The organism is Streptomyces sp. NPDC007905 (genome assembly GCF_042959345.1).
In the GTDB taxonomy this organism is placed as follows: domain Bacteria; phylum Actinomycetota; class Actinomycetes; order Streptomycetales; family Streptomycetaceae; genus Streptomyces.
In genome coordinates this window covers 17,895-41,589 of sequence record NZ_JBIBKS010000006.1, presented here as the reverse complement: position 1 = coordinate 41,589, position 23,695 = coordinate 17,895, and the positions used below count along the sequence as shown (strand labels likewise).

The 23,695-nt window shown below is 68.9% G+C and carries 18 protein-coding genes; 6 read left to right on the top strand and 12 right to left on the bottom strand.

Annotated elements, in window-relative coordinates:
- Positions 1-8 precede the first annotated feature (8 nt).
- The 5 genes from ACFZDC_RS12440 to ACFZDC_RS12420 are packed head-to-tail and all read right to left on the bottom strand — an operon-like array spanning position 9 to position 5,591.
- Positions 9-1,085 carry a dipeptide ABC transporter ATP-binding protein gene (locus tag ACFZDC_RS12440; RefSeq protein ID WP_391322910.1) on the bottom strand — a complete coding sequence of 359 codons (1,077 nt, stop codon included), beginning with the start codon at positions 1,083-1,085 and terminating at the stop codon, positions 9-11.
- The gene (locus ACFZDC_RS12435) at positions 1,069-2,052 is read right to left on the bottom strand and encodes an oligopeptide/dipeptide ABC transporter ATP-binding protein (RefSeq protein ID WP_391322908.1); all 984 of its coding nucleotides are present in this window, start codon (positions 2,050-2,052) and stop codon (positions 1,069-1,071) included. The genes ACFZDC_RS12440 and ACFZDC_RS12435 overlap by 17 nt, the downstream gene beginning before the upstream one ends.
- 7 nt (positions 2,053-2,059) lie before the next feature.
- Positions 2,060-3,040, bottom strand: coding sequence for an ABC transporter permease subunit (locus tag ACFZDC_RS12430; RefSeq protein WP_391322906.1), 981 nt, complete (start codon positions 3,038-3,040; stop codon positions 2,060-2,062).
- Positions 3,033-3,956, bottom strand: coding sequence for an ABC transporter permease subunit (locus ACFZDC_RS12425; protein WP_391322904.1), 924 nt, complete (start codon positions 3,954-3,956; stop codon positions 3,033-3,035). The genes ACFZDC_RS12430 and ACFZDC_RS12425 overlap by 8 nt, the downstream gene beginning before the upstream one ends.
- A gap of 6 nt (positions 3,957-3,962) precedes the next feature.
- Positions 3,963-5,591, bottom strand: a complete 1,629-nt coding sequence (locus ACFZDC_RS12420) for an ABC transporter substrate-binding protein (RefSeq protein WP_391322902.1) — start codon at positions 5,589-5,591, stop codon at positions 3,963-3,965.
- A gap of 197 nt (positions 5,592-5,788) precedes the next feature.
- On the opposite strand from ACFZDC_RS12420, the gene ACFZDC_RS12415 reads away from it, so the two are divergent.
- The 6 genes from ACFZDC_RS12415 to ACFZDC_RS12390 all read left to right on the top strand — a co-directional run bounded on the left by ACFZDC_RS12415 (position 5,789) and on the right by ACFZDC_RS12390 (position 12,908).
- Positions 5,789-6,529 (top strand): methyltransferase domain-containing protein, encoded by a 741-nt coding sequence (locus tag ACFZDC_RS12415; RefSeq protein WP_391322900.1) that lies wholly within the window; start codon positions 5,789-5,791, stop codon positions 6,527-6,529.
- Between the two features lie 228 nt (positions 6,530-6,757).
- On the top strand, positions 6,758-8,626 hold the full coding sequence (locus tag ACFZDC_RS12410) for an ABC transporter substrate-binding protein (RefSeq protein ID WP_391322898.1): 1,869 nt from the start codon (positions 6,758-6,760) through the stop codon (positions 8,624-8,626).
- Between the two features lie 46 nt (positions 8,627-8,672).
- Positions 8,673-9,743, top strand: a complete 1,071-nt coding sequence (locus ACFZDC_RS12405; RefSeq protein WP_391322896.1) for an ABC transporter permease subunit — start codon at positions 8,673-8,675, stop codon at positions 9,741-9,743.
- Positions 9,740-10,663, top strand: a complete 924-nt coding sequence (locus tag ACFZDC_RS12400) for an ABC transporter permease subunit (protein WP_391322894.1) — start codon at positions 9,740-9,742, stop codon at positions 10,661-10,663. Before ACFZDC_RS12405 ends, ACFZDC_RS12400 begins: the two co-directional genes overlap by 4 nt.
- Complete coding sequence (locus ACFZDC_RS12395) at positions 10,660-11,667, top strand: oligopeptide/dipeptide ABC transporter ATP-binding protein (protein WP_391322892.1); 1,008 nt, start codon at positions 10,660-10,662, stop codon at positions 11,665-11,667. The genes ACFZDC_RS12400 and ACFZDC_RS12395 overlap by 4 nt, the downstream gene beginning before the upstream one ends.
- Before the next feature lie 248 nt (positions 11,668-11,915).
- The gene (locus ACFZDC_RS12390; protein ID WP_391322890.1) at positions 11,916-12,908 is read left to right on the top strand and encodes an oligopeptide/dipeptide ABC transporter ATP-binding protein; all 993 of its coding nucleotides are present in this window, start codon (positions 11,916-11,918) and stop codon (positions 12,906-12,908) included.
- 111 nt (positions 12,909-13,019) lie between these two features.
- On the opposite strand, the gene ACFZDC_RS12385 is transcribed toward ACFZDC_RS12390, so the two are convergent.
- From ACFZDC_RS12385 to ACFZDC_RS12355, 7 genes are all read right to left on the bottom strand, one after another.
- Complete coding sequence (locus ACFZDC_RS12385; protein ID WP_391322888.1) at positions 13,020-14,168, bottom strand: dipeptide ABC transporter ATP-binding protein; 1,149 nt, start codon at positions 14,166-14,168, stop codon at positions 13,020-13,022.
- Positions 14,161-15,213: an oligopeptide/dipeptide ABC transporter ATP-binding protein gene (locus ACFZDC_RS12380; RefSeq protein ID WP_391322886.1), complete on the bottom strand. Its 1,053-nt coding sequence runs from the start codon at positions 15,211-15,213 to the stop codon at positions 14,161-14,163. Before ACFZDC_RS12380 ends, ACFZDC_RS12385 begins: the two co-directional genes overlap by 8 nt.
- 11 nt (positions 15,214-15,224) lie before the next feature.
- A complete protein-coding gene (locus tag ACFZDC_RS12375) occupies positions 15,225-16,175 on the bottom strand; it encodes an ABC transporter permease subunit (protein WP_391322884.1) in 951 nt (316 codons plus the stop codon).
- Positions 16,168-17,100 carry an ABC transporter permease subunit gene (locus ACFZDC_RS12370; protein WP_391322882.1) on the bottom strand — a complete coding sequence of 311 codons (933 nt, stop codon included), beginning with the start codon at positions 17,098-17,100 and terminating at the stop codon, positions 16,168-16,170. Before ACFZDC_RS12370 ends, ACFZDC_RS12375 begins: the two co-directional genes overlap by 8 nt.
- Positions 17,101-17,245: 145 nt before the next feature.
- Positions 17,246-18,871 (bottom strand): ABC transporter substrate-binding protein, encoded by a 1,626-nt coding sequence (locus tag ACFZDC_RS12365; protein WP_391322880.1) that lies wholly within the window; start codon positions 18,869-18,871, stop codon positions 17,246-17,248.
- Between the two features lie 571 nt (positions 18,872-19,442).
- A complete protein-coding gene (gene typA, locus ACFZDC_RS12360) occupies positions 19,443-21,350 on the bottom strand; it encodes a translational GTPase TypA (protein WP_391322879.1) in 1,908 nt (635 codons plus the stop codon).
- A gap of 140 nt (positions 21,351-21,490) precedes the next feature.
- A complete protein-coding gene (locus ACFZDC_RS12355; RefSeq protein ID WP_391322876.1) occupies positions 21,491-23,671 on the bottom strand; it encodes an ABC transporter substrate-binding protein in 2,181 nt (726 codons plus the stop codon).
- Positions 23,672-23,695: the final 24 nt, after the last annotated feature.

Below are 23,695 nucleotides of genomic sequence, written 5' to 3'. Positions count from 1 at the left end.
TGCGCATGTCATCCCGGCCCGTTGCCGTTCTTCGCGGGCTGCCGGGGCTCCTCCGGCGGCACGACCTGCTTCTCCTCCGCGAAGTGGCAGGCGGAGTCATGGGCCGCGGGCCCGGTGGTGTGGCGGAACGCCTCGGGGACCGCCAGCGCCGGGACCTCCCGGGCGCAGCGCTCGCGGGCCTTCCAGCAGCGGGTGCGGAAGCGGCAGCCCGAGGGGATGTTCGTGGGGGACGGGACGTCGCCCGCGAGGATGATCCGTTCGCGGTGTTCGCGGGCCTCGGGGTCGGGGACGGGGACCGCGGAGAGCAGCGCCTGGGTGTAGGGGTGCGTGGGGTGGTCGTAGATCTCGGCGTCCCTGCCGATCTCCACGATTCGGCCCAGGTACATGACCCCGACCCGGTCCGAGATGTGCCGCACGATCGAGAGGTCGTGGGCGATGAAGACGTAGGAGAGCTCGAACTCCGACTGGAGCCGGTCCAGGAGGTTGATCACCTGGGCCTGGACCGAGACGTCCAGGGCGGAGACCGGTTCGTCCGCGACGATCACCTCGGGGCGCAGGGCCAATCCCCGGGCGATGCCGATGCGTTGACGCTGCCCGCCGGAGAACTGGTGCGGGTAGCGGTTGATGTACTCGGGATTGAGGCCGACCACGTCCAGGAGTTCCCGCACCCTGCGGCGGCGGTCGCCCTTGGGGGCCACCTCGGGGTGGATGTCGTACGGCTCCCCGATGATGTCGCCCACCGTCATACGGGGGTTGAGGGAGGTGTACGGGTCCTGGAAGACCATCTGGATGTTGCGGCGGACGGCCTTCAGCGCCCGGCCGGACAGGTGGGTGATGTCCTCGCCCTTGAACCTGATCGAGCCCGCCGTCGGGCGCTCCAGGTTGCACAGAATCTTCGCCACCGTCGACTTGCCGCAGCCCGACTCGCCGACGATGCCCAGGGTCTCGCCCGTGCCGAGCGCGAAGTCGACGCCGTCGACCGCCTTCACCACGCCGACCTGCTTCTTGAACACGATCCCCCGGTACAGCGGGTAGTGCTTGACGAGGCCGCTGACCTCCAGGATCGGCTCAGTGGTCGAGGTCATGCAGGCACTCCCTCCAGAAGTGGCAGGCGCTGCCGCGGACTTCGGAGACCTCGTGGAGCGGGGGCACGTCCGTGCGGCAGACGTCCCGGGCCATCGGGCAGCGGGGGTGGAAGGCGCAGCCGGGCGGGATGTCCATGAGGTTCGGCGGCAGGCCCTTGATGGCGTACAGCTCCTGCCCCTTCTGGTCCAGGCGCGGGATGGAGTCCAGCAGGCCGCGGGTGTAGGGGTGGGCGGGCCCCTTGTAGATGTCGTGCACGGGAGCCGACTCGACGATCTTCCCCGCGTACATCACGGCGATCCGGTCGGCCACGTCCGCGACGACACCCAGGTCGTGCGTGATGAGGATCAGGCCCATGTGGTACTCGCGCTGCAACTCCGCGAGCAGGTCCATGACCTGGGCCTGGACGGTGACGTCCAGGGCGGTGGTGGGCTCGTCGGCGATGATGAGCGCCGGCTCCAGTGCCATCGCCATGGCGATCATGATCCGCTGGCGCATGCCGCCGGAGAACTGGTGCGGGTAGTCCCGGACCCGCTGGGCCGCGGCCGGGATGCGCACCCGGTCCATCAGCTCGACCGCCCGGGCCCGCGCGTCCTTCTTCGACATGCCGCGGTGCACGACGAACATCTCGCCGAGCTGGTCGCCCACGGACAGCACGGGGTTGAGCGAGGACAGCGCGTCCTGGAAGATCATCGCCATCCGGACGCCCCGGATCCCCCGCCGCTCCTCCTCCTTGAGCCTCAGCAGATCCCTGCCCTGGAAGAGGATCTCGCCGCCGGTGATCTTCCCCGGCGGCATGTCGAGGATGCCCATCACGGCCTGGGCGGTCACCGACTTCCCGGAGCCCGACTCGCCGAGCACCGCCAGGGTCTCCCCCGCGTCGACGGCGTACGACACCCCGTTCACGGCGTGGGCGACCCCGTCCCGGGTCCGGAATTCCACGTGCAGATCACGTACTTCCAGGAGCATGGCGCCGTCACCTCAGCTTCGGGTCGAGGGCGTCGCGCACCGCGTCGCCGAGCATGATGAAGGCCAGGACCGTGACGGCGAGGGCTCCCGAGGGCCACAGCAGCGCGTGCGGGGCGTTGCGGATGTACGGGGAGGCGGCGGAGATGTCGATGCCCCAGGACACGTTCGGCGGTTTCAGCCCGACGCCGAGGTACGACAGGGTCGCCTCCAGCGTGATGTAGGTGCCGAGCGCGATGGTCGCCACGACGATCACGGGCGCCACGGCGTTGGGGGCGATGTGCCGCAGCAGGATGCGGGAGCTGGAGGCACCGAGGGCGCGGGCGGCCTGGACGTAGTCGTTCTGCCGGGCGGTGATGACCGATCCGCGGGCGATGCGAGCGATCTGCGGCCAGCCGAGCAGCACCATGAACCCGATGACCGGCCAGACCGTGTTGCTGGTCACCACGGAGAGGAGCACCAGGCCGCCAAGGACGACCGGGATGGCGAAGAAGATGTCGGTGATGCGGGACAGCACCGAGTCCCCGATGCCGCCGAAGAAGCCCGCCAGCGCGCCGAGCACCGACCCCAGGACGGCGACCCCGAGCGTGGCGCACACGCCCACCGTGACGGAGGTACGGGCCCCGTAGACGGTCCGTGTGTAGACGTTGCAGCCCTGGCCGTCGTACCCGAAAGGGGCGCCCGGCTGTGAGCCCTGCTGGGCCTTGGACAGGTCGCACGTGAGCGGGCTGCCGGAGGCGATCGCCGAGGGCCACAGGGAGATGAAGACCAGGAAGAGGATGACCAGGGCGGAGACGATGAAGACGGGGTTGCGGCGCAGGTCCCGCCAGGCGTCGGACCACAGGGAGCGGGGCTTGGCCTCAGGGCCCGTCCCCTCGGGTCCTCCCGGGGTCCTCTCCAGCGTCTCCGCCTCGCTCGCCGCCAGGTCCATCGCGCCGCCCGCCCCGGTGGGGGCGATGGCACGGTCGGGCTCGTACGGCCGCTCAGGCATAGCGGATCCTCGGGTCGAGCACGGCGTAGAGCAGGTCGACGAGCAGGTTGGCGATGAGGAAGACGAGGACGAGGATCGTCACGAAGCCGACGACGGTCTGTGTGTTCTGCCGGACGATGCCCTGGTAGAGCTGGTAGCCGACGCCGTGGATGTTGAAGATCCGCTCGGTGAGGATGGCGCCGCCCATCAGCGCACCGATGTCGGCGCCGATGAAGGTGACGACGGGGATGAGGGAGTTGCGCAGCAGGTGCCGGGTGATGACGCGGCGCCTGGGCAGGCCTTTGGCGATGGCCGTACGGACGTAGTCGGACCGCTTGTTCTCCGCGACGGACGTGCGGGTCAGCCGGGTGACGTAGGCGAGAGAGACGGAGGCGAGGACGAGGCCGGGCACGATCAGATCGCTGAAGGTGGCCTCCGGGGAGACCGACGGCTGGATCCATCCCCACTGGACACCGAGGAGGAGCTGGAGCAGCAGGCCGGTGACGAAGACGGGGACGGAGATGACGACCAGGGTGCCGAGGAGCACGCCCGTGTCGACGGGCCGGCCGCGGCGCAGGCCCGAGTACACGCCGAGGGTGACACCGATGACGATCTCGAAGAGGATCGCGACGACCGTCAGCCGGATGGTCGGGGGGAACGCCGTCGCCATCAGCTCGGTGACCGGCTGGCCGTTGAACGCCGTACCGAAGTCTCCGGTGAAGACCTTCCCCATGTAGGTGAGGTACTGCTGCCAGACCGGCTTGTCCAAGCCGAACTCCTTCTTCAGCTGGGCGGCGGTGGCCGGGTCGCACGCCCGCTCGCCGCACAGCCCCGCGATGGGGTCGCCCATCACGTCCACCATCAGGAAGATCAGCAGGGTGGCCCCGATGAACACCGGGATCATCTGGAGCAGCCGCCGGACGACATAGCGCCCCATGGCGGCTCAGCCGACCTTGATCTCGTTGTAGACGGGGACGCTGAAGGGATTGAGCGCCACGTTGGACAGCCGCTGGGAGTAGCCCGCGCTGCCGTTCTGGTACCAGAGCGGGATGGCGGCCATGTTGTCCCGCACGACCTCCTCGGCCTGCTGGAAGGTGGAGACGGACTTGGCCGTGTCCGTCTGGGCGTTGGCCTGGTCGACGAGCTTGTCGAAGTTCTTGTTGGACCACTTGCCGTCGTTGGAGGAGGCGTTGGTGTAGTAGAGCGGCTGCAGGAAGTTCTGGATGAGCGGGTAGTCCATCTGCCAGCCCGCCCGGAACGGGCCGCTCATCTTGTGCTGCCCGATCTGGTTGCGGAAGTCGGCGAAGGTGCCGACGGGGTTGCCGACGCAGGCCCTGTCGTTGCCGAGCGCGTTGTTGATGGAGTTGCACACGGCGTCCACCCACTCCTTGTGCGAGCCCGTGTCCGCGTTGTATGTGATCTTGACCTGGCCGCCGGGGAGCCCGCCGCCCTCCTGGACCAGCTTCTTGGCCTGGCTCGGGTTGTAGTCGCAGGCCGAGCCGCACAGGCCGTCCTTGAAGCCGCCGGCCGTGCCGAGGACCGGGGAGGTCCAGTCGGTGGCGGGGGTGCGGGTCTTCTGGAAGATGGTGTCGGTGATCTGCTTGCGGTTGATCGCCATGGACAGACCCGTGCGGACCTTCTCCGCGCCCGGCTTGTTCCAGGCCTTGTCGTAGTACGGGAAGGCGAGGGTCTGGATGATGCCGGCCGGGGTGTTGATGTAGCGGTCGCCCAGGTCGCTCTTGACGTTCTTCAGCTGCGCGGCGGGCACGTCGTCGACCAGATCGAGGTTGCCTGCCAGCAGGTCGGTGTAGGCGGTGTTGCTGTCGGTGTAGACCTTCAGGGTCACACCGCCGTTTCGGGCCTTGTCATCGCCGGGGTAGCCGTCCCACTTCTTCAGGGACATCTGCGAGCCCTTCGTGTAGGACTCGATGGTGTAGGGCCCGTTGCCGACCGGCTTCTGCACCCAGGCCGCGTGATCGGTGAAGAACGCCTGGGGCAGCGGGTCGAAGGCCGCGTAGCCGAGGGTGTCGGGAAAGCCGGAGAACTTCTGGTTGAGCCTGACGGTGAAGGTCAGGTCGTCCACGACCTTCAGACCGGAAAGGATTTCGGCGCTCTGCGAGCCGTTGTCCGGGTGGACCTTGTCGTAGCCGTCGATGTAACCGAAGAAGTAGGCGTTCTTCTGGTTGTTCTTCAGGCTCGCCCCGTAGTTCCAGGCGTCCACGAAGGACCTGGCGGTCACCTTCTCGCCGTTGGAGAAGGTCCAGCCGTCCTTGACCTTGATGGTGAAGTTCTGCGAGTCCTTGGTGTCGATGCTCGCGGCGAGCATGTCCTTCGCCTGGCCGGTCTTCGGGTCGTACCGCTTCAGGCCCCGGAAGACCATGTCGAGGACCTTGCCGCCCTGCACCTCGTTGGTGTTGGCAGGCTCCAGCGGGTTCTGCGGGTCCCCCCACGAGGAGCTGAGCACCCCGGCGGTGTTCCCGCCGCTCGTATCCGCGCCGCCCCCGCAGCCGGTGGCGGCGAGCGCCACCGCCGTCGCACAGACGGCCCATCCGGCGTGCGTGGCTCGACGCATGGCGTGCCTCCTCCGTGATCACCGATCCGTTACGGTCAATATCGCCACAACCCGCATTCGGCGCATTCCAGGCAACCCGTACGCGGAACAGTCCCACTCGTATGGGGGCGGCTCCCTGGGCCGAACACCGTCCGGAGAGGGAAAGAAGACGGTTGTTCAGCTCATCCGGTACAACAGGTTGTGGCACACTGCCGCGCGTGGTTGACGCCTCATTCGCCGATCTTTCGCTCGCCTCGCTGTACGACGCGCTCAATCCGTGGGAGGCGGGTGACGACTTCTACCTGAACCTGGTGATGTCCGTCCGCTCCGTGCTCGACGTGGGCTGCGGTACGGGCCGGCTGCTCGGCCGGGCGCGCGGGGACGGGCACCGGGGGCGGCTGACGGGGCTGGAGCCGTCCGCGGCGATGCTCGTGCAGGCGCGGCGGCGCGAGCCCGCCGTGGAATGGGTGCTCGGCGATCTTCGCTCGCGGACCTGGGACGGCGACTTCGATCTGGTGGTGATGACCGGCCACGCCTTCCAAGTACTGGTGGGGGACGAGGAGTTGCGCCTCGCGCTGCGCTCCGTCCGGGCCGCCCTGGCTCCCGGCGGCCGGTTCGTGTTCGAGACCCGGAACCCGGCGGCCCGCGCCTGGTCGTCCTGGACGCCGGAAAACGCGCGCCACGTCACCGACGCGGACGGCCACGCCGTACGGGTGTGGCACGAGGTCGAGGAGCCCCTCGCCGGGGATCGGGTGACCTTCACCGAGACCTTCGAGGGCGGACCCTGGGAGCGGCCCCGGACCAGCCGCTCCACCCTCAGGTTCCTCGGTGCCGACGCCCTGCCCGGGTTCCTCTCCGGGGCCGGACTGCGCGTCGCGGAGCAGTACGGCGACTGGAAGCGCGGGCCCCTGACGTCCGAGAGCCCCGAGATCATCACCGTGGCGGAGCCCGTCGGCTGACCGGCTTCAGCACTCCACCAGGCCCCCTTCGCCGGTCTGGACCAATAATGGAAAAATCGCCTCTGCTCTTGCCGTTTCCGCAGGCCACGCAGGCTTCACGCGCCGTTGACGCGCGCAGAGCGCCGCTGGTAGACACACTCATCAGCCCAGCTGGCGTCACCAGACAGAACCCGGTCTGAAGTCCGAACAAGCCGTCCCTGTGCGAGCGATGACGCGAGGTCATGATTCATGAGCAGACCAGAGCAGCACGGCAGCAGACGTTCACACCCCAGAAGCCCACGACTCCGTACGCCCCGGCTCGCCGCCGCCGGCGCCATCGCTCTGACGCTCTCGGCAGCCCTCGCGACTCCGCTCAATCCGGTGCCCCAGCGGGCGGAGGCCACCCAGGGCAAGAAGGTTCTCACCGTCGCGGTCGCGCAGAGCGTCGACTCGCTGAGCCCGTTCCTGGCGGTGCGTCTGGTCAGTACGAGCATCCTGCGGCTGACGTACGAGTACCTGAACGACTACGACCCCGGTGACGCCCACCCGGTGCCCGGCCTGGCCACCAGCTGGGCGCCGTCCGCCGACAAGCTCACCTGGACGTACACGATCCGCTCCGACGCCACCTGGTCGGACGGGCAGAAGGTGACCGCCGAGGACGCCGCGTGGACGTTCAACAAGCTGATGAGCGACGAGGCGGCCGCCACCGCCAACGGCAGTTTCGTCACCAACTTCCGCAAGGTGACGGCTCCGAGCCCCACCAAACTCGTCGTCCAGCTGAAGAAGCCGCAGGCCACGATGACCGCCCTGGACGTGCCGATCGTGCCCGAGCACGTCTGGAAGAAGGTCACGGACTTCTCGAAGTTCAACAACGACAAGACGTTTCCCGTCGTCGGCGACGGACCGTTCGTCCTCACCGACTACAAGCCCGACAGCTATGTGCGGCTCAAGGCCAACAAGGGCTTCTGGCGGGGGGCGCCCAAGTTCGACGAACTGGTCTTCAAGTACTACAAGGACCAGGACGCCGCGGTGGCCGCACTGCGCAAGGGCGAGGTCTCCTTCGTCGCGGGCTCGCCGTCCCTGACCCCGGCCCAGGCCGCCTCACTCAAGGGCTCGGACGGCATCCACGTCAACGACGCCCCCGGCCGCCGCTTCTACGCCCTCGCCGTCAACCCCGGCGCCCGGGCCAGGAACGGCGACAAGTTCGGGGACGGCGCCCCGTCCCTGCTGGACGAGCGGGTGCGGCAGGCGCTGTTCCTCGCGGTCAACCGCAGGGTCCTGGTCGACAAGGTCTTCCAGGGCCACGCCGTCGAGGGTCAGGGCTACATCCCGCCCCGCTTCTCGTCGTACTTCTGGCAGCCGTCCGCGAGTCAGGCGCTCGCCTACGACCCGGCGAAGGCGGCCCGGCTCCTGGACCAGGCGGGCTACAAGAAGAACGCCGACGGCAAACGGGCCGGCAAAGACGGCAGGCCGCTGAACTACCGCGTCCTGTGCCACGCCACCGACCCCAATGACAAGGCCGTCGGACAGTACCTGAAGGAGTGGTGGGCCGGGCTCGGCATCGGCATGACGCTCGACTGCCTGGACAACGTGACCGACCCCTGGCTCGCGGGAAAGTACGACCTCGCCTTCGACGGTTGGTCCGTCAACCCCGACCCGGACTTCGTCCTGTCCATCCACACCTGCGCCGCCCTGCCCGCCACCCCGAAGGACACCGGCGCCACCGACAACTTCATCTGCGACAGGAGGTACGACGACCTGTACGCCAGGCAGCTCGCCGAGTACGAACCCGCCAAACGGGCCACACTCGTCAAACAGATGGAGTCGCGGCTGTACGACCTGGGGTACATGAACGTCATGGCGTACCCGAACGCCGTCGAGGCGTATCGCACCGACCAGATCAAGTCGATCGAGACGATGCCCAAGGCCGCCGGCAACATCTACGGCCAGGACGGTTACTGGAGCTGGTGGTCGGCGGTCCCGGCCGACTCCGGCGGCTCCTCCGGGGGCGGCTCCACCGGAGTCGTCGTCGGAGTCGTCGTGGGTGTCGTGGTCCTCGCCGGAGCCGGAGCACTGTTCGCGAGGCGCCGCCGTTCCACCGCCGACGACCGTGAGTAGCCGATGAACCCACCCACCGCACCCGCCCGGCAGCCGGCGGTCCGCCATGGCCTCTGACCCGGTGTCGGCGCCGGTCGACAAGGCCGCCGGTCCGGTCCCCGCCGGCCCGGCGGTCAGGGGACCACGGGCGCGCACCACCGCCGCGTATCCGCGATACGCGGCGGCCAAGGCGGGCGGCGCCGCCGTGTCGCTGCTCGCGGTCCTCGTCACCGGCTTCTTCCTGTTCCGGCTGATCCCCGGCGACCCGGTCAAGACCATGACGGGCGGCCGCCCGCTATCGGCCGCTCAACTTGCCGAGTACCGCAAGGAGTTCGGACTCGACCTGCCGCTGTGGGAGCAGTTCACGGACTACTGCGGCAAGGCGCTCACCGGTGACCTGGGCACCTCCTACCAGTTCCGCGCCCCGGTCATCGACAAGATCGGTGAGGCGCTGCCGAACACGCTGCTGCTCACCGGCACCGCGTTCGTCCTGTACACGGTGCTCGGCCTGGTCCTCGGCACCCGTGCGGCCTGGCGGCGCGGCCGCTTCGCCGACCGGTTCCACACCGGTGTGGCGCTGACGCTGTACTCGGTGCCCTCGTTCTGGCTGGGGCTGCTGCTCATCATCGTCCTCGCGGTGGGCATGGGCCCCGTCCCAGGACTCTTCCCCACCGGCGGCATGGAGTCCGGCGGCAAGGAGGGCTTCGCGTACGCCGTCGACGTCGCCCACCATCTGATCCTGCCGGTCATCACGCTGGTCGCGGTCGAGTACGGGCAGACGCTGCTGGTCGCCCGTTCCGCGCTGCTCGACGAGATGGGCAGCGACTATCTGACGACCGCGCGGGCCAAGGGGCTGCGGGAGGACCTGGTGCGGCGCCGGCACGCCGTACCCAACGCGCTGCTGCCCACCGTGACGCTCATCTTCGTCAACCTCGGCCGGACGGTCGCGGGGGTGATCCTGGTCGAGACCGTCTTCTCCTGGCCGGGCCTCGGCGGTCTGTTCTATCAGGCCCTCAGCGTGCCCGACCTGCCGCTCGTGCAGGGCCTGTTCCTCTTCTTCGCCTCGGCGGTGATCGTCATGAACACCCTGGCCGACCTGGTCTATCCGCTGCTCGACCCGAGGGTGGGCCGGACATGACCACCGAAGCGACACCCCCGGTGGCGGGGGCCGGCCCACGGGCGCTGGCCCGGCAGCGCCGGCGACGGGCCGCCGTACGGTTCTGGCGGCAGTACCGCACCCACCGCGCGGGGATCGTGGGCCTGGCGGCGCTGGCCCTCTTCGGGATGATTGCGCTGACCGCGCCGCTGACGGTCGGCTCGGACGTGGCGAGCGTGACCGGCGCGCCGGGGCGGCCCCTGCAGAGCCCGACCGGGGAGTTCCCGCTGGGCACCGACCGGTTCGGACGAGATCTGCTGGGGCTGCTGGTGTGGGGGGCTCGGGTCTCGCTGCTGGTGGGGCTGCTGGCGGCGGTGCTGTCGGTGGCGATCGGCGCGGTGGTCGGGATCACCGCCGGGCACTTCCGGGGCGCGTACGCGACGGTGATGATGCGGGTCACGGACTGGTTCCTGGTGATGCCGACGCTGGTGCTGGCCATCGCGCTCGCCACCGTGATGCCTCGTTCGCTGGGTACGGTCGTTCTGGCGATCGGCGTCACCTCGTGGCCCACGACGGCCCGGCTGGTGCGGGCTCAGACGCTGGCGGTGGAGTCCCGGCCGTACATCGAGCGGGCGAAGGCGCTCGGCGGCGGTCACTGCCACGTCATGTCCCGCCATGTGCTGCCCAACGTGATGCCGCTGGTGCTGGCGCAGACCACCCTCATGGTGTCCTCCTCCATTCTCGCCGAGGCGACGCTGGCCTTCCTGGGCCTCGGCGATCCCCTGGTGGTGTCCTGGGGCGGACTGCTGCAGGAGGCGCGGGAGGCCGGGGCGGTCAGCTCCGGCGACTGGTGGTACCTGGTGCCGCCCGGCATCGCCATCGCGGGTGTGGCACTGGCGTTCACCCTGTGCGGACGGGCCGTGGAGTCCGTGCTCAATCCCAGGCTGGGGGTGACCCGTTGACGTTGCTGGAGGTACGGGACCTGGAGGTGACGTATCCGGGCGGGGCGGCCGCCGTGCGGGGCGTGGACCTGTCGCTGGGGGCCGGGCAGAAGCTGGGCATCGCGGGCGAGTCGGGATGCGGCAAGTCCACGCTCGCGCTGGCCCTGCTGCGGCTGCTGCCTGCCGGCGCCCGGGTCGGCGGCCGAATCGTGCTGGACGGTGATGACGTGCTCACCATGCGGTGGGGGCGGCTGCGGGCGGTCCGCTGGGCCGGGGCGTCGATCGTCTTCCAGGGGGCCATGCACTCGCTCAACCCCGTGCACCGCATCGGTGAGCAGATCGCCGAGCCGATCCTGTTGCACGACCGGGCGAGCGCGGCCACGGCGCGCCGCCGGGCCGGGGAGCTGCTGGAGCGCGTGGGGTTGCCGGCGGCTCGGGCCTCGGCCTACCCGCACGAGCTGTCGGGCGGCCAGCGGCAGCGCGTCATGATCGCCATGGCACTGGCCTGCGCACCACGGCTGATCATCGCGGACGAGCCGACCACGGCGCTGGACGTGATGGTCCAGGCGCAGATTCTCCGGCTGATCGAACAACTCGTCGGGGAGCAGAACCTGGGGCTGATCATGATCAGCCACGATCTGGCGGTCCTCGCCGACACCTGTGACCGGCTGGCGGTGATGTACGCGGGCCGCGTGGTGGAACTGGGCCCCGCGCGCGCGGTGTACGAGGACGCCCGGCACCCCTACGCCCAGGCCCTGTCCGCCGCGTTCCCCCGCATCGGCGACCCCTCCTCCCGCTTCGCCCCGCGCGGCCTGCCCGGCGACCCACCCGACCCGGCCGAGCTCCCCTCCGGCTGCGTATTCCACCCGCGCTGCCCGGTGTCCCTCCCCGGCTGCACCACGACCGACCAGACCCTGCGGACGGCCGAGGAGGACCGCTGGGCCGCCTGCGTACATGTGGGGGCGCCGGAGGAGGAACGGACGGGGCCGCCACCCAAGACGGCCGGAAACACGCCATGGACGTGAACACGCGGATGCCGGCGGCCAGGCCCGCGGACGTCGTAATCGTGCACACGGCGGCGCCGGCGGCCGGCCCCGCCGACACGGCCCGAGCGGGCGGGAAGCACGCCGTGACACCACCGGTCACGCCCGTGGGCAGCGTCCGGGAACGCGGGGAGCACAGCCCGCGACCGTGCCCGTGGGGAAACCGGCGGCCCGCCCCGCGCGCGCCTGTTCCGGCCTTCGTGGCCGCCCCGGATCGTGAGGAGCACGTCATGACGGCGCCGGAACCGCCCCTGCTCAGCGCGCGCGGTCTGCGCGTGGCCTTCCCCGGCCGGCACGGTGCCGGTCCCGCCCGCGCGGTCGACGGGGTCGAACTGGACATCCGGCCCGGGGAGATCGTGGCGCTGGTCGGTGAGTCCGGCTGCGGCAAGTCCACGCTCGCCCGCGCGCTGCTGGGTCTGGTGAAGCCGACGGAGGGGCACGTCTCCTTCGCCGGGCACCCGCTGGAGTACTCGACGCGGGCCCTGCGCGCCTATCGCCGGCAGGCACAACTGGTCCTGCAGGATCCCAGTGGCTCCCTGAACCCCCGGCACACGGTGTACGACGCGGTGGCTGAGGGACTGCGGATCCACGGGCACGCCGGGGACGAACGGGCGACGGTGGCCGACGCCCTGTCCCGTGCCGGGCTGCGACCGCCGGAGCGTTTCTTCCTGCGCTATCCCCACGAGCTGTCCGGCGGTCAGCGGCAGCGCGTGGTGATCGCGGGCGCACTGGTGCTGGAGCCGCGACTGCTCGTCGCCGACGAACCGGTGGCCTCCCTCGACGCCTCGGTACGCGGCGAGATCCTCGGCCTGCTGCTACGGCTGCGCGCCGAACTGGGTCTCGCCGCGCTCGTGGTGACGCATGATCTGGGCCTCGCGTGGAACATCGCCGACCGGGTGGCGGTGATGTACCTGGGCCGGATCGTGGAGACGGGCGACGTCGAACAGGTCCTGACGGCACCCCGGCACCCCTACACCCAGGCCCTCCTGTCGGTCCTCCCGGAGGCCGGGGGTGAACCGCTCGTCCTGACCGGCGAGCCCCCGGACCCCTCCCGTATCCCCACCGGCTGCCGCTTCCGCGCCCGCTGCCCGGTCCTGGCGAACGGCGAGGCCGACCGGGCGGGCATCGCGCAGGCCTGCCGGACCGAGGACCCGGCGGTCCTCGACGCCACTTTGGAACCCCAGGTGGCCTGCCACTGGGCGCGCGCGCAAGTGACCACGTAGGTCCGGCGCTGCCGAACCCGACCGGAGGGAAAGGGAGTTGCCTGGCAAAACGCCGGTTCCCGGCGCCTCGTCGGTGAGGGCGCCGGGAACCGGGCGGGACCAAGGAACGCGTCAGGCCGCGTGGACCACGTTCTTCTCCTCGGCGAAGTGGCAGGCCGACTCGTGGGCCGCGGGGGTGTCCGAGGCCTTGAAGCGCTCGGGGATCGCCAGCAGCGGGACCTCCTCGGCGCACTTGTCCTGGGCCTTCCAGCAGCGGGTGCGGAAGCGGCAGCCCGAGGGCGGGTTGGCCGGGGACGGCACGTCACCGGTGAGGATAATCCGCTCCCGGTGCTCGCGGGCCTCCGGGTCCGGCACCGGGACCGCCGACAGCAGCGCCTGGGTGTAGGGGTGCGTCGGGTGCTCGTAGATCTGCTCGTCGGTGCCGATCTCGGCCATCTTCCCGAGATACATCACGCCCACGCGGTCCGAGATGTGCCGGACGATCGACAGGTCGTGCGCGATGAAGATGTAGGACAGGTTGAACTCGTCCTGCAGTCGCTCCATCAGGTTGATGACCTGGGCCTGGACCGAGACGTCCAGGGCCGACACCGGCTCGTCGCAGATGATGATCTCGGGGTTGAGCGCGAGGCCGCGGGCGATGCCGATGCGCTGGCGCTGACCGCCCGAGAACTGGTGCGGGTAGCGGTTGATGTACTCCGGGTTGAGACCGACGACGTCCAGGAGGTCCTGCACCTTGCGGCGCCGGTCGCCCTTGGGGGCCACCTCGGGGTGGATGTCGAAGGGTTCGCCGATGATGTCGCCCACCGTCATACGCGGGTTGAGCGAGGTGTACGGGTCCTGGAACACCATCTGGATGTTGCGGCGCACGGCCTTCAGGGCCCGCCCGGACAGCTTGGTGATGTCCTGGCCCTTGTAGAAGATCTCGCCGGCCGTGGCCCGCTCCAGGTTCATCAGGAGCTTGGCCACCGTCGACTTGCCGCAGCCGGACTCGCCCACGATGCCCAGGGTCTCACCCTGGTGCAGGTCGAAGGAGACGCCGTCGACGGCCTTGACCGCGCCGATCTGCTTCTTGAACAGGATGCCCTGGGTGAGCGGGAAGTGCTTCACCAGGTTGCGGACCTGCAGGATCGGCTCACCGCGCTCGACCGGAGCCTCGATCGCGGTGACCGCCTCGTCCTCGGTGCGGGCGTCGACGACGTCCACCTCGGAGACGTTCGGCGTGGCGTCCTGCGGCTCGTCGTTCTTGCTGAGCTCAGCCATGGATCGTCTCCTTCCAGAAGTGGCAGGCGGAAGCGCGGCCGGCCAGCTCCGCGCCGTCCTGCTCGGTCACCGGCAGCAGGTCCGGGATCTGTGTGCTGCAGATGTCCTGGGCCTTCGGACAGCGCGGGTTGAAGGCGCAACCGCCCGGGATGCGCAGCAGGTTGGGCGGCAGACCCTTGATCGCGTACAGCTCCTGGCCCTTCTGGTCCAGGCGCGGGATCGAGTCCAGCAGACCCCGCGTGTACGGGTGCGCCGGGCGCTTGTACAGCTCGTGCACCGGGGCGCGCTCCACGATCCGGCCCGCGTACATCACGGCGATCTTGTCCGCCACGTCCGCGACGACGCCGAGGTCGTGGGTGATGAGGATCAGGCCCATGTTGTACTCGCGCTGCAGATCCGCGAGCAGGTCCATGACCTGGGCCTGGACCGTCACGTCGAGGGCCGTGGTCGGCTCGTCGGCGATGATCAGGTCCGGCTCCAGGGCCAGCGCCATGGCGATCATGATGCGCTGGCGCATACCGCCGGAGAACTGGTGCGGGTAGTCGTTCACGCGGGCCGCCGCGGCCGGAATCTTCACCCGGTCCATCAGTTCGATCGCCTTGGCCTTGGCCTCCTTCTTGGAGAGGCCATGGTGGACGCGGAACATCTCGCCGAGCTGATAGCCGACGGACAGCACCGGGTTCAGCGAGCTGAGCGCGTCCTGGAAGATCATGGCGATCCGGCGACCGCGGATCTTGCGGCGCTCCTCGGCGGACATCTTGAGCATGTCCTGGCCGCGGAAGAGGATCTCGCCCTGCGGGATCCGTGCCGGCGGCATGTCCAGGATGCCCATGATGGCCTGAGCCGTGACGGACTTGCCGGAGCCCGACTCACCGAGCACCGCGAGGGTCTCGCCCGCGCTGACACTGTAGTTGACGCCGTTGACGGCCTTGGCCACGCCCTCGCGGGTGTGGAACTCGATGTGCAGGTCGCGCACTTCGAGCAGTGGGCCGCCGTCGGTTGCGCCGTCGCGGGGCGACGGCACGACTTCTTCGATGATGGTCACGTACGCCTCCCTCAGCGCATCTTCGGGTCGAGGGCGTTGCGGACCGCCTCACCGAGCATGATGAACGCCAGCACCGTGATGACGAGCATGATCGACGGGTACAGCATGATCCACTGCGCCACCCGGATCTGGGCGCCACCGTCGGAGATGTCATTGCCCCACGACACGCCGTTCAGGCCGAGGCCCAGGTACGACAGCGTCGCCTCGGCGGAGATGTAGATGCCGAGGGAGATGGTGGCGACGACGATCACCGGTGCCAGTGTGTTCGGCAGGATGTGCCGGAACATGATGCGCGGAGTGCTCGCGCCCAGGGCCTGGGCGGCGTGCACGTAGTCGGACTGCTTGGTGGTGATCACCGCGCCGCGCATCACACGGGCGATCTGTGTCCAGCCGAAGAAGCTCAGCGCTCCGATGACGACCCAGGTCGTGCGGTCCTGGAAGGAGTTGAGCACGACCATGGTGCCGAGCAGGAACGGGATACCGAAGAACACGTCGGTCAGCCGCGACAGCACCGAGTCGACAATGCCGCCGAAGTACCCGGCGATCATGCCGACCAGACCGCCCACGACCGTCACCGCGACCGTGGTGCCGAAGCCGACGGCGACGGAGGCCCGGGTGCCGTAGATGACACGGGTGTAGACGCTGCGGCCCTGCTGGTCGTAGCCCAGCCAGTCCGCGGAGAACAGGTTGCCCAGCTTGGGGTGCTGAAGGAAGTGCTTGGCCAGGTCGCCCTTGTTCGGGTCGGCGCCGGCGAACCACCCGGGGAAGAAGGTGATCAGCAGCAGGATGACGATCAGCACCGCGGAGACGAGGAAGATCCAGCTGCGGCGCAGGTCCTGCCAGGCGTCGCCCCACAGGCTGCGGGCCTTCTCCGGCTTGGCGTCGGGCAGGGGGCCGCCGGCCGCCGCGACGGCCGCTTCCTCGGCAGCGGCCTCAGGGGCCGTCTTGGTCACGTCAGGCATAGCGAATCCTCGGGTCAAGGACCGCGTAGAGCAGGTCGACGAGCAGGTTGGCGAGGAGGTACACGATGACGAGGATGGTCACCAGGCCGACGAGCGTGGTGCCTTCGCGGCGCACGATCGACTGGGCGATCGTGCCACCCACACCCTGGATGTTGAACAGCCCCTCGGTGACGACGGCACCGCCCATCAGCGCACCGATGTCGGTACCCAGGTAGGTGATCACCGGGATCAGCGAGTTGCGCATGAGGTGGACACCCACCACACGGCGCTTCGGCAGACCCTTGGCGATGGCCGTGCGGATGTAGTCGGCGCGGAGGTTCTCGGCGATCGACGTACGGGTGAGCCGGGTCACATACGCCAGTGACGCGGTCGCCAGCACAATGGCCGGCATCAACAACTCATTGATGTTCGTCGAGTCATTGACGTTCGGTGGCAACCAGTTCAGGTTGAACGCGAAGACGACCTTGAGGATGTAGCCGAGGACGAACACCGGGACCGAGATCAGCAGCAGGGTGACCAGCAGGATCACGTTGTCCGTGGCGCGCCCGGAGCGCAGGCCCGCGACGATGCCCAGGGCGATGCCCAGGACGAACTCGATGACGAAGGCCAGGGCGCCCAGACGGAGGGTGACGGGGAACGCGTCACCGAGCACGTCCGTGACGGGCCGGCCGCTGGCGATCTGCGTGCCGAAGTCGGCGTGCAGCACCATGTTCTTCATGTAATGCCAGTACTGAACCAGGATCGGCTGGTCCAGTCCGTACTGATGTCTCAGCTGGGCGATCACCTGCGGGCTGCCGCCCTTGTCGCCGAACAGCCCGCGTACGGGGTCACCGGGCAGGGCGTACACCATGAGGAAGATCAGCAGGGTCGTCCCGATGAACACCGGGATCATCTGGAGCAGTCGTCGTGCGACGTAGCGCCCCATCGTGCCTCCATGTCGGTCACGGCAGCAGCCGACGGGCCCTTTCCCCGCGCACCATTGGTTGATGCGCGGGGAAAGGGCCCCCCAGCCACCGCCGTCCCCCGGGGTGCGGGAGCACCGCACCCCGGGACAAACGGGCTGTGTGTGATTACTTCTTGACCTGAACGCCGGTCAGGATCGGGTCGCCGTCCTGGGCGTACTTGACGCCGGTGACCTTCTCCGAGTAGCCCGCGTTGACCTTGTAGTACCAGAGCGGAATGCTCGGCATGTAGTTCGGGAGCTGCTTCTCGATCGCCTGGTACTTCCGCTCCGACTCGTCCAGCGTCTTGGCGCTGTCCGCGGCGGCGATCTCCTTGTCGATCGTCTTGTTGGAGAAGCCACCCTGGTTGCCGTCCGACTTGCTGCCGAACAGGTCGCGGATGAAGTTGGCGTTGAACGGGTAGTCCAGCACCCAGCCCGAGCGGTACAGGGACTTGACCTGGTGAGCGTCACGGGCGTTCAGGTCGGCCTGGAAGTCGGCCTTCGAGTCGCCCGAGCACTTCACGCCGGTGGCGTTGGTGATGGAGTTGCAGACCGCCTCCACCCACTCCTTGTGGCCGCCGTCCGCGTTGTACTGGATGGAGATGGCGTTGCCGGGAACGCCGCCGCCCGCCTTGATGAGCTGCTTGGCCTTCGCCGGGTTGTACGTGGTGACGTCGCCGGCCCCGTTCGGCTGGTAGCCGAGAACACCCTTGGCGACCCAGCCGGTGGCGGGCTCACGGGTGCCCTGGAGCACGGTCTTGGTGATCGTGTTGCGGTCGATCGCCATCGACAGGCCCTGCAGGACCTTCGGGTCGATGCCCTTCCACTGCTTGGTGTAGAAGGCGACGGCGATCGTCTGGATCGCCGAGTAGGCCCTGTCCACCGCGCGGTCGCCGAGGTCCGTCTTGTAGACGGGCAGGTCCTTCGGCGCGATCTGGCGCAGGACGTCGACGTTGCCGGACTTGAGGTCCTCGTACGCCGTCTCCAGGCTGGTGTAGTTCTTGAAGAGCACACCACCGTTCTTGGCGGCGTTGGGGCCCTTGTAGCCGTCGAACTTGACAACCTCGATCTGCTTCTTGTGCTGCCAGCTGACGAACTTGTAGGGACCGTTGCCGATCGGGTGCTCCCCGGCGGCCTTCGGGTCCTTGTAGAAGGACTCCGGCAGCGGGTCGAAGACCTCGTAGCCGAGCTTGTAGACGAAGTACGGAATCGGCTTGGTCAGCGTGATCGTGAAGGTGTTGTCGTCGACGACCTTCAGGCCGGACAGCTTGTCGGCCTTGGACTTGCCCTTGGCCGGGGCGACCTCGTCGTAGCCCTGGATGTCCGAGAACCAGAAGCTGTTGGTCTGCTTGTTGGCCGGGTTCGCGGCCCAGTTCCACGCCTTGACGTAGGAGTCGGCGGTCACCGGGGTGCCGTCGTGGAACTTCCAGCCCTGCTTCAGCTTGACCGTGAAGGTCTTGTTGTCCTTGGAGTCGATGGACTGGGCGTTGACGTTGACGATCTTGCCGCTCTCGTCGTAGTCGACGAGACCCGAGAAGAGCGACTTGATGACGATGCTGCCGTTGGACTCCATGGTGTTCGCCGGCTGCAGCGGGTTCTGGGGCTCACCGACCTCGACGGAGAACTTGCCGTTCGGGTCGACCGCGGCCTTGCTGCCGCTGCCCTTGCCGCCACCGCCACCGCCACAGGCCGTCGCACCCAGCGCCACAACCGCGGCTATCGCAACCCACTTGGCGCTCTTGGCACCACGCATGGGGCTCCTCCTCATGAGTCCATTGGTTCACCACATGGAGGGGCACAGGACGCATCACCGTCACCGGTGCCTGAAATGGTCACGTGCCCCCGCGCTCGTGAGTCGGCGCCGCCAGCAGCGCGTGACCCGTTGATCCGAGCTCTACGCGCCTAACTATCTGCCATACGAACCGGAGCGAACCACACCTTCAAGGTCTCGGTTCGATCACACCTGGCGCGTAGTTCTTCCAAAATCCGGACAAAGGGTTTGCCGAAAGATCCATGCGAAACGGACTTGTTACACAAGTATCGGGCAGCATCGTCCGGAATGCGGACGGGAGGGCCGGAAAAATGAGTTGCACCGAACGGCGGAGCAAGCTGTGTCGACGCCATGGTGCTGGACAGACCGGCGCGAGAGCCCGGTAAGCCGTAGATATCTGGTCACTTTAACGAACGGCGGGGAGCTCTCGGGCCGAGTGAGGAACCCGACATCTGTTTCTAGGGAAAACCCTCTATCCTGCCTCCCCCTCCCCCGGACGCACGAGGGCCCGCCCGGCGTGATGCCGGGCGGGCCCTCGTGCGTCGGACGTGACTCAGCCGTGCTTGGCCCGGCTGGCGGCGCGGGCGCGCTCACGGGCGTCCAGGTTCACCTTGCGGATGCGGACCGCCTCCGGGGTCACCTCGACGCACTCGTCGTCACGGCAGAACTCCAGCGACTGCTCCAGCGACAGCTTGCGCGGCGGCACGATCGCCTCGAACGAGTCGGCCGACGACGACCGCATGTTCGTGAGCTTCTTCTCCTTGGTGATGTTCACGTCCATGTCGTCGGAGCGGGAGTTCTCACCGACGATCATGCCCTCGTACACCTCGGTGCCCGGCTCCACGAACAGCACGCCGCGCTCCTGCAGGTTCGTCATCGCGAAGGCGGTGACGGCACCGGCGCGGTCGGCGACCAACGAGCCGTTGTTACGGGTCGTCAGCACACCGAACCACGGCTCGTGGCCCTCGTGGATGGAGTGGGCGATGCCGGTGCCTCGCGTACCGGTCAGGAACTCGGTACGGAAGCCGATGAGACCGCGGGACGGGACGACGAACTCCATGCGGACCCAGCCGGAGCCGTGGTTGGACATGTTGTCCATCCGGCCCTTGCGGACGCCCATAAGCTGCGTGACCGCGCCCATGTGCTCCTCGGGCACGTCGATCGTCATGCGCTCGACCGGCTCGTAGACCTTGCCGTCGACGAGCTTGGTGACGACCTGCGGCTTGCCGATGGTCAGCTCGAAGCCCTCGCGGCGCATCTGCTCGACCAGGATGGCGAGCGCCAGCTCACCACGGCCCTGGACCTCCCAGGCGTCCGGCCGCTCGGTGTCGAGCACGCGGAGCGAGACGTTACCGACCAGCTCGCGGTCGAGGCGGTCCTTGACCTGGCGGGCGGTGACCTTGCGGTCCTTGACCGCGGCCTTGTTGTCGGCGCCCTTGCCGGTGCCGCCGCGGCCGACCAGCGGCGAGGTGTTCGTACCGATGGTCATGGAGATCGCCGGCTCGTCGACCGTGATCAGGGGCAGCGGAATCGGGTTCTCGGTGTCGGCGAGGGTCTCACCGATCATGATGTCCGGGATACCGGCCACCGCGCAGATGTCACCGGGGCCGGCCTTCTCGGCGGGCTTGCGGGTGAGCGCCTCGGTCATCAGCAGCTCGGTGATGCGCACGTTGGACATCGTGCCGTCGCGCTTGATCCACGTGACGGTCTGGCCCTTGCGCAGCTCGCCCTGCTCGACGCGGAGCAGCGCGATACGGCCGAGGAAGTTGTCGGCGTCGAGGTTGGTGACGTGCGCCTGGAGCGGGGCCTCCGTGTCGTACTCCGGAGCCGGGACGTGCGACAAGATCGTGGAGAAGAACGGCTCCAGGCTGTCACTGTCGGCCGGGACGGTGCCGTCCTCCGGCTTCGTCAGCGAGGCCACACCGTCGCGTGCGCACGCGTAGACGATGGGGAACTCGATCTGGTCCTCGTCGGCGTCGAGGTCGAGGAAGAGGTCGTACGCCTCGTTCACGACCTCGTCGATGCGCGAGTCGGGGCGGTCCGTCTTGTTGATGCACAGGATGACGGGCAGGCGGGCCTGCAACGCCTTGCGCAGCACGAAACGGGTCTGCGGCAGCGGGCCCTCGGAGGCGTCGACCAGCAGCACGACCGCGTCCACCATCGACAGTCCACGCTCGACCTCGCCGCCGAAGTCGGCGTGGCCCGGGGTGTCGATGATGTTGATGGTGACGACCTCGCCGCCATCCTTCGGGTGGTACTTCACGGCCGTGTTCTTGGCCAGGATCGTGATGCCCTTCTCACGCTCCAGGTCGTTCGAGTCCATCATGCGGTCGTCGAGCGACTCGGCGGCGTGCGCGGCGAAGGCACCGGCCTGCTTCAGCATGGCGTCGACGAGGGTCGTCTTCCCGTGGTCGACGTGGGCGACGATGGCGACGTTGCGGATGTCGTGGCGCGTGGCCATATTGCGGCGTACTCCCAGAGTGGTGAGAAGGCCCTGCTGCGTACGTCCGTGTGACGCGGGCCTGCCGGGCTTGACACGCCACGGCCTCACCCCATGGTACGTGGCCCTGCGGGGTCCGGTCTCCGCAGGGCCGACGCCGATCAGTTGCCGGACGGGCTCGGCGAGACCTTCGCCCCCTTCTTCAGGAAGCCCATGTCCTCGTAGACCGGCGTCTGGAATCCGAACGCCCCCGCGTTGACCAGGTCCTTCCGCGCACCGACCAGCTGGGGCCGCTGATAGAGCGGAATGGAACCGGCCGCGGCCCAGATACGGGAGTCCGCCTTGCGGATGAGGTCACGCTCCTCGTCCTCGTCCAGTGTCGCCGCCGCCTGGTCGAAGAGCTGGTCGACCTGGTCGGTGCCGACCCGGGTGAAGTTCTGCTCGACGTTCACCGAGCCGTCGGCGGCCGGCACCGGCTTGGCGTAGATCGGCCGGGCGTCGGTCGCCGGGAAGGCGGAGGAGGGCCAGGAGTAGAGGGCGAGGTCGTAGTCGCCGGAGGCGATGTGGTCCTTGAAGTAGCTCTCGTCCGAGACCTTGGTGATCGTCGTGCGGATGCCGACCTTGTCCAGCATCGCGGAGATCCGCAGCGCCACCGTGTTCAGGGTCTCCGAGCCCGTCCCCGAGGGGAGCACGAAGCGCAGGGCGAGCGCCTTGCCGTCCTTGGCGAGCGGGCCGGTCACGGCGCCGGCCGGGGCCGCGGTGCCCTGCGGGGCGTACGCACCGGGCGCGCCGCCGTTGCCGGTGTACTGCTTGCCGTCCTGGGCGAGGTGCTTGCCGCCCTCGTCGCCCTTGTCCCGCTTCTCCTCGGCCGACTCGTGGTGCTTGCCCTTGTCGTCCTCGCCGACGATGTACTCGCCGTCGTGGCCGCCGTCGGACTTCTTCTCCCGATCGCTCTTGTCGCGCTCGCCACCGGCCGCCTTCTCGGCCTTCTTCTGCTCCTTCACCGGTCCCCCGGCCACCCAGCCGGCGTCCGCGAGCAGCGCCTGCGCCTCCTTGGTGTCCTGGCCCCCGAGTGAGCCGCTGTTGTCGGCGTAGGCGGCCTGCCCGGACAGGGCGAGGTGGCTGCCGACCGGGACGGCGGGCAGGCCCAGCGGGGTCAGCACGAGCTTGGCCAGCTCGTCGCGGTCGAGCGCGCGGGCGACGGCCCGGCGGACCCGCTCGTCGGCGAGGGGACCGGCGGCGCCGTTGAGGGCGAGCTGGGTGTAGGCGGGCTCCAGCGACTTGCGGACGTCGAAGGCACGCAGCTCCTGCTGCTGCTCCAGGTACCGGGTGACGGCCTTGCGCAGCTTCTTCTTGCCGTCCTTGACCTCGTCGGAGTCGAAGCCGTGGGCGAGCGCCCACGAGCGCAGCTTCTTCGCCGAGGTCTTGCCCGTGCCCTGCAGCGGGGTTCCGGTGCCCTTCCGGCGGGAGGCGAGGTTGATCCGCTCGGCCTCGCCCGCGTCGATCTCGGCGAGGTCCACGGTGCCGTCGGCGAGCGCCGCGGCGCGCTTGTCGCGGGCCACGGCGTGCAGCACGATCTCGTTCAGCTTCGCGGGCTTGCCCCACCAGCGCGGGTTGCGGGTGAGGACGACGTCCTTCTGGGCGGTGTCGACCTTCTCGACCTTGAAGGGTCCGGCCGTGACCTTCAGCTTGCGCCGGGCGCCGTCGTTGAAGGCGTCCGGGGTGCCCATGACGTCCTTCGGGTACAGCGGCGAGAACAGCGACTTCCAGTCGGCGTAGGGGCGGGAGAAGGTGACCCGGACCTGGAGGTCGCTGGCGCCGCGCTCGATCTTGGCGATGCGGTCGTAGCCTGCGTTGCGGGCGGTCCAGTAGGAGCTGTTCCTGCCGGACAGGGCGCGCCACTGGGCGACGAAGTCGGCGGCGCCGATCTCCCGCCCGTCGCTCCAGACGGCCTGCTGGTTCAGCTTGTACAGCACGACCTGGCGCGGCTCGGTCTCGATGACCTTGGCGGACTCCAGATAGGCGGGGTTGGCCACCGGGCGCCCGGTGGCGTCGAGGCGGAACATCGACGGCAGCACGGCCTGGGCGATGCGGGTGGTGCCGGCGTCGGCGTCGGCCTGGAAGGTGTTCAGGGTCTCCGGTACGGCGTCCACGGCCCACTTCAGGGTGCCCCCCTCGGCGACCTTGTCACGGGCGACGAGGGCGATGTCCTGCCCCGCCAGGGGGCGGCTGGTGTCGTCGTCGGAGCCGCAGCCGGCGAGGAGGGGGACCGCGAGGGTGCCCGCGGTGAGGAAGGCGGCCGAGCGCAGGACTGTGCGCAGGCCGACGCCGTCGTGGGACATCTCTGCTACCTCCGGGAAGCCGCG

Bases quoted from the DNA above. Each gene is read 5' to 3' on its own strand.
- ACFZDC_RS12440 (WP_391322910.1), bottom strand. From the start codon at position 1,085: ATGACCTCGACCACTGAGCCGATCCTGGAGGTCAGCGGCCTCGTCAAG.
- ACFZDC_RS12435 (WP_391322908.1), bottom strand. From the start codon at position 2,052: ATGCTCCTGGAAGTACGTGATCTGCACGTGGAATTCCGGACCCGGGAC.
- ACFZDC_RS12430 (WP_391322906.1), bottom strand. From the start codon at position 3,040: ATGCCTGAGCGGCCGTACGAGCCCGACCGTGCCATCGCCCCCACCGGG.
- ACFZDC_RS12425 (WP_391322904.1), bottom strand. From the start codon at position 3,956: ATGGGGCGCTATGTCGTCCGGCGGCTGCTCCAGATGATCCCGGTGTTC.
- ACFZDC_RS12420 (WP_391322902.1), bottom strand. From the start codon at position 5,591: ATGCGTCGAGCCACGCACGCCGGATGGGCCGTCTGTGCGACGGCGGTG.
- ACFZDC_RS12410 (WP_391322898.1), top strand. From the start codon at position 6,758: ATGAGCAGACCAGAGCAGCACGGCAGCAGACGTTCACACCCCAGAAGC.
- ACFZDC_RS12405 (WP_391322896.1), top strand. From the start codon at position 8,673: ATGGCCTCTGACCCGGTGTCGGCGCCGGTCGACAAGGCCGCCGGTCCG.
- ACFZDC_RS12400 (WP_391322894.1), top strand. From the start codon at position 9,740: ATGACCACCGAAGCGACACCCCCGGTGGCGGGGGCCGGCCCACGGGCG.
- ACFZDC_RS12390 (WP_391322890.1), top strand. From the start codon at position 11,916: ATGACGGCGCCGGAACCGCCCCTGCTCAGCGCGCGCGGTCTGCGCGTG.
- ACFZDC_RS12385 (WP_391322888.1), bottom strand. From the start codon at position 14,168: ATGGCTGAGCTCAGCAAGAACGACGAGCCGCAGGACGCCACGCCGAAC.
- ACFZDC_RS12375 (WP_391322884.1), bottom strand. From the start codon at position 16,175: ATGCCTGACGTGACCAAGACGGCCCCTGAGGCCGCTGCCGAGGAAGCG.
- ACFZDC_RS12370 (WP_391322882.1), bottom strand. From the start codon at position 17,100: ATGGGGCGCTACGTCGCACGACGACTGCTCCAGATGATCCCGGTGTTC.
- ACFZDC_RS12365 (WP_391322880.1), bottom strand. From the start codon at position 18,871: ATGCGTGGTGCCAAGAGCGCCAAGTGGGTTGCGATAGCCGCGGTTGTG.
- typA (WP_391322879.1), bottom strand. From the start codon at position 21,350: ATGGCCACGCGCCACGACATCCGCAACGTCGCCATCGTCGCCCACGTC.
- ACFZDC_RS12355 (WP_391322876.1), bottom strand. From the start codon at position 23,671: ATGTCCCACGACGGCGTCGGCCTGCGCACAGTCCTGCGCTCGGCCGCC.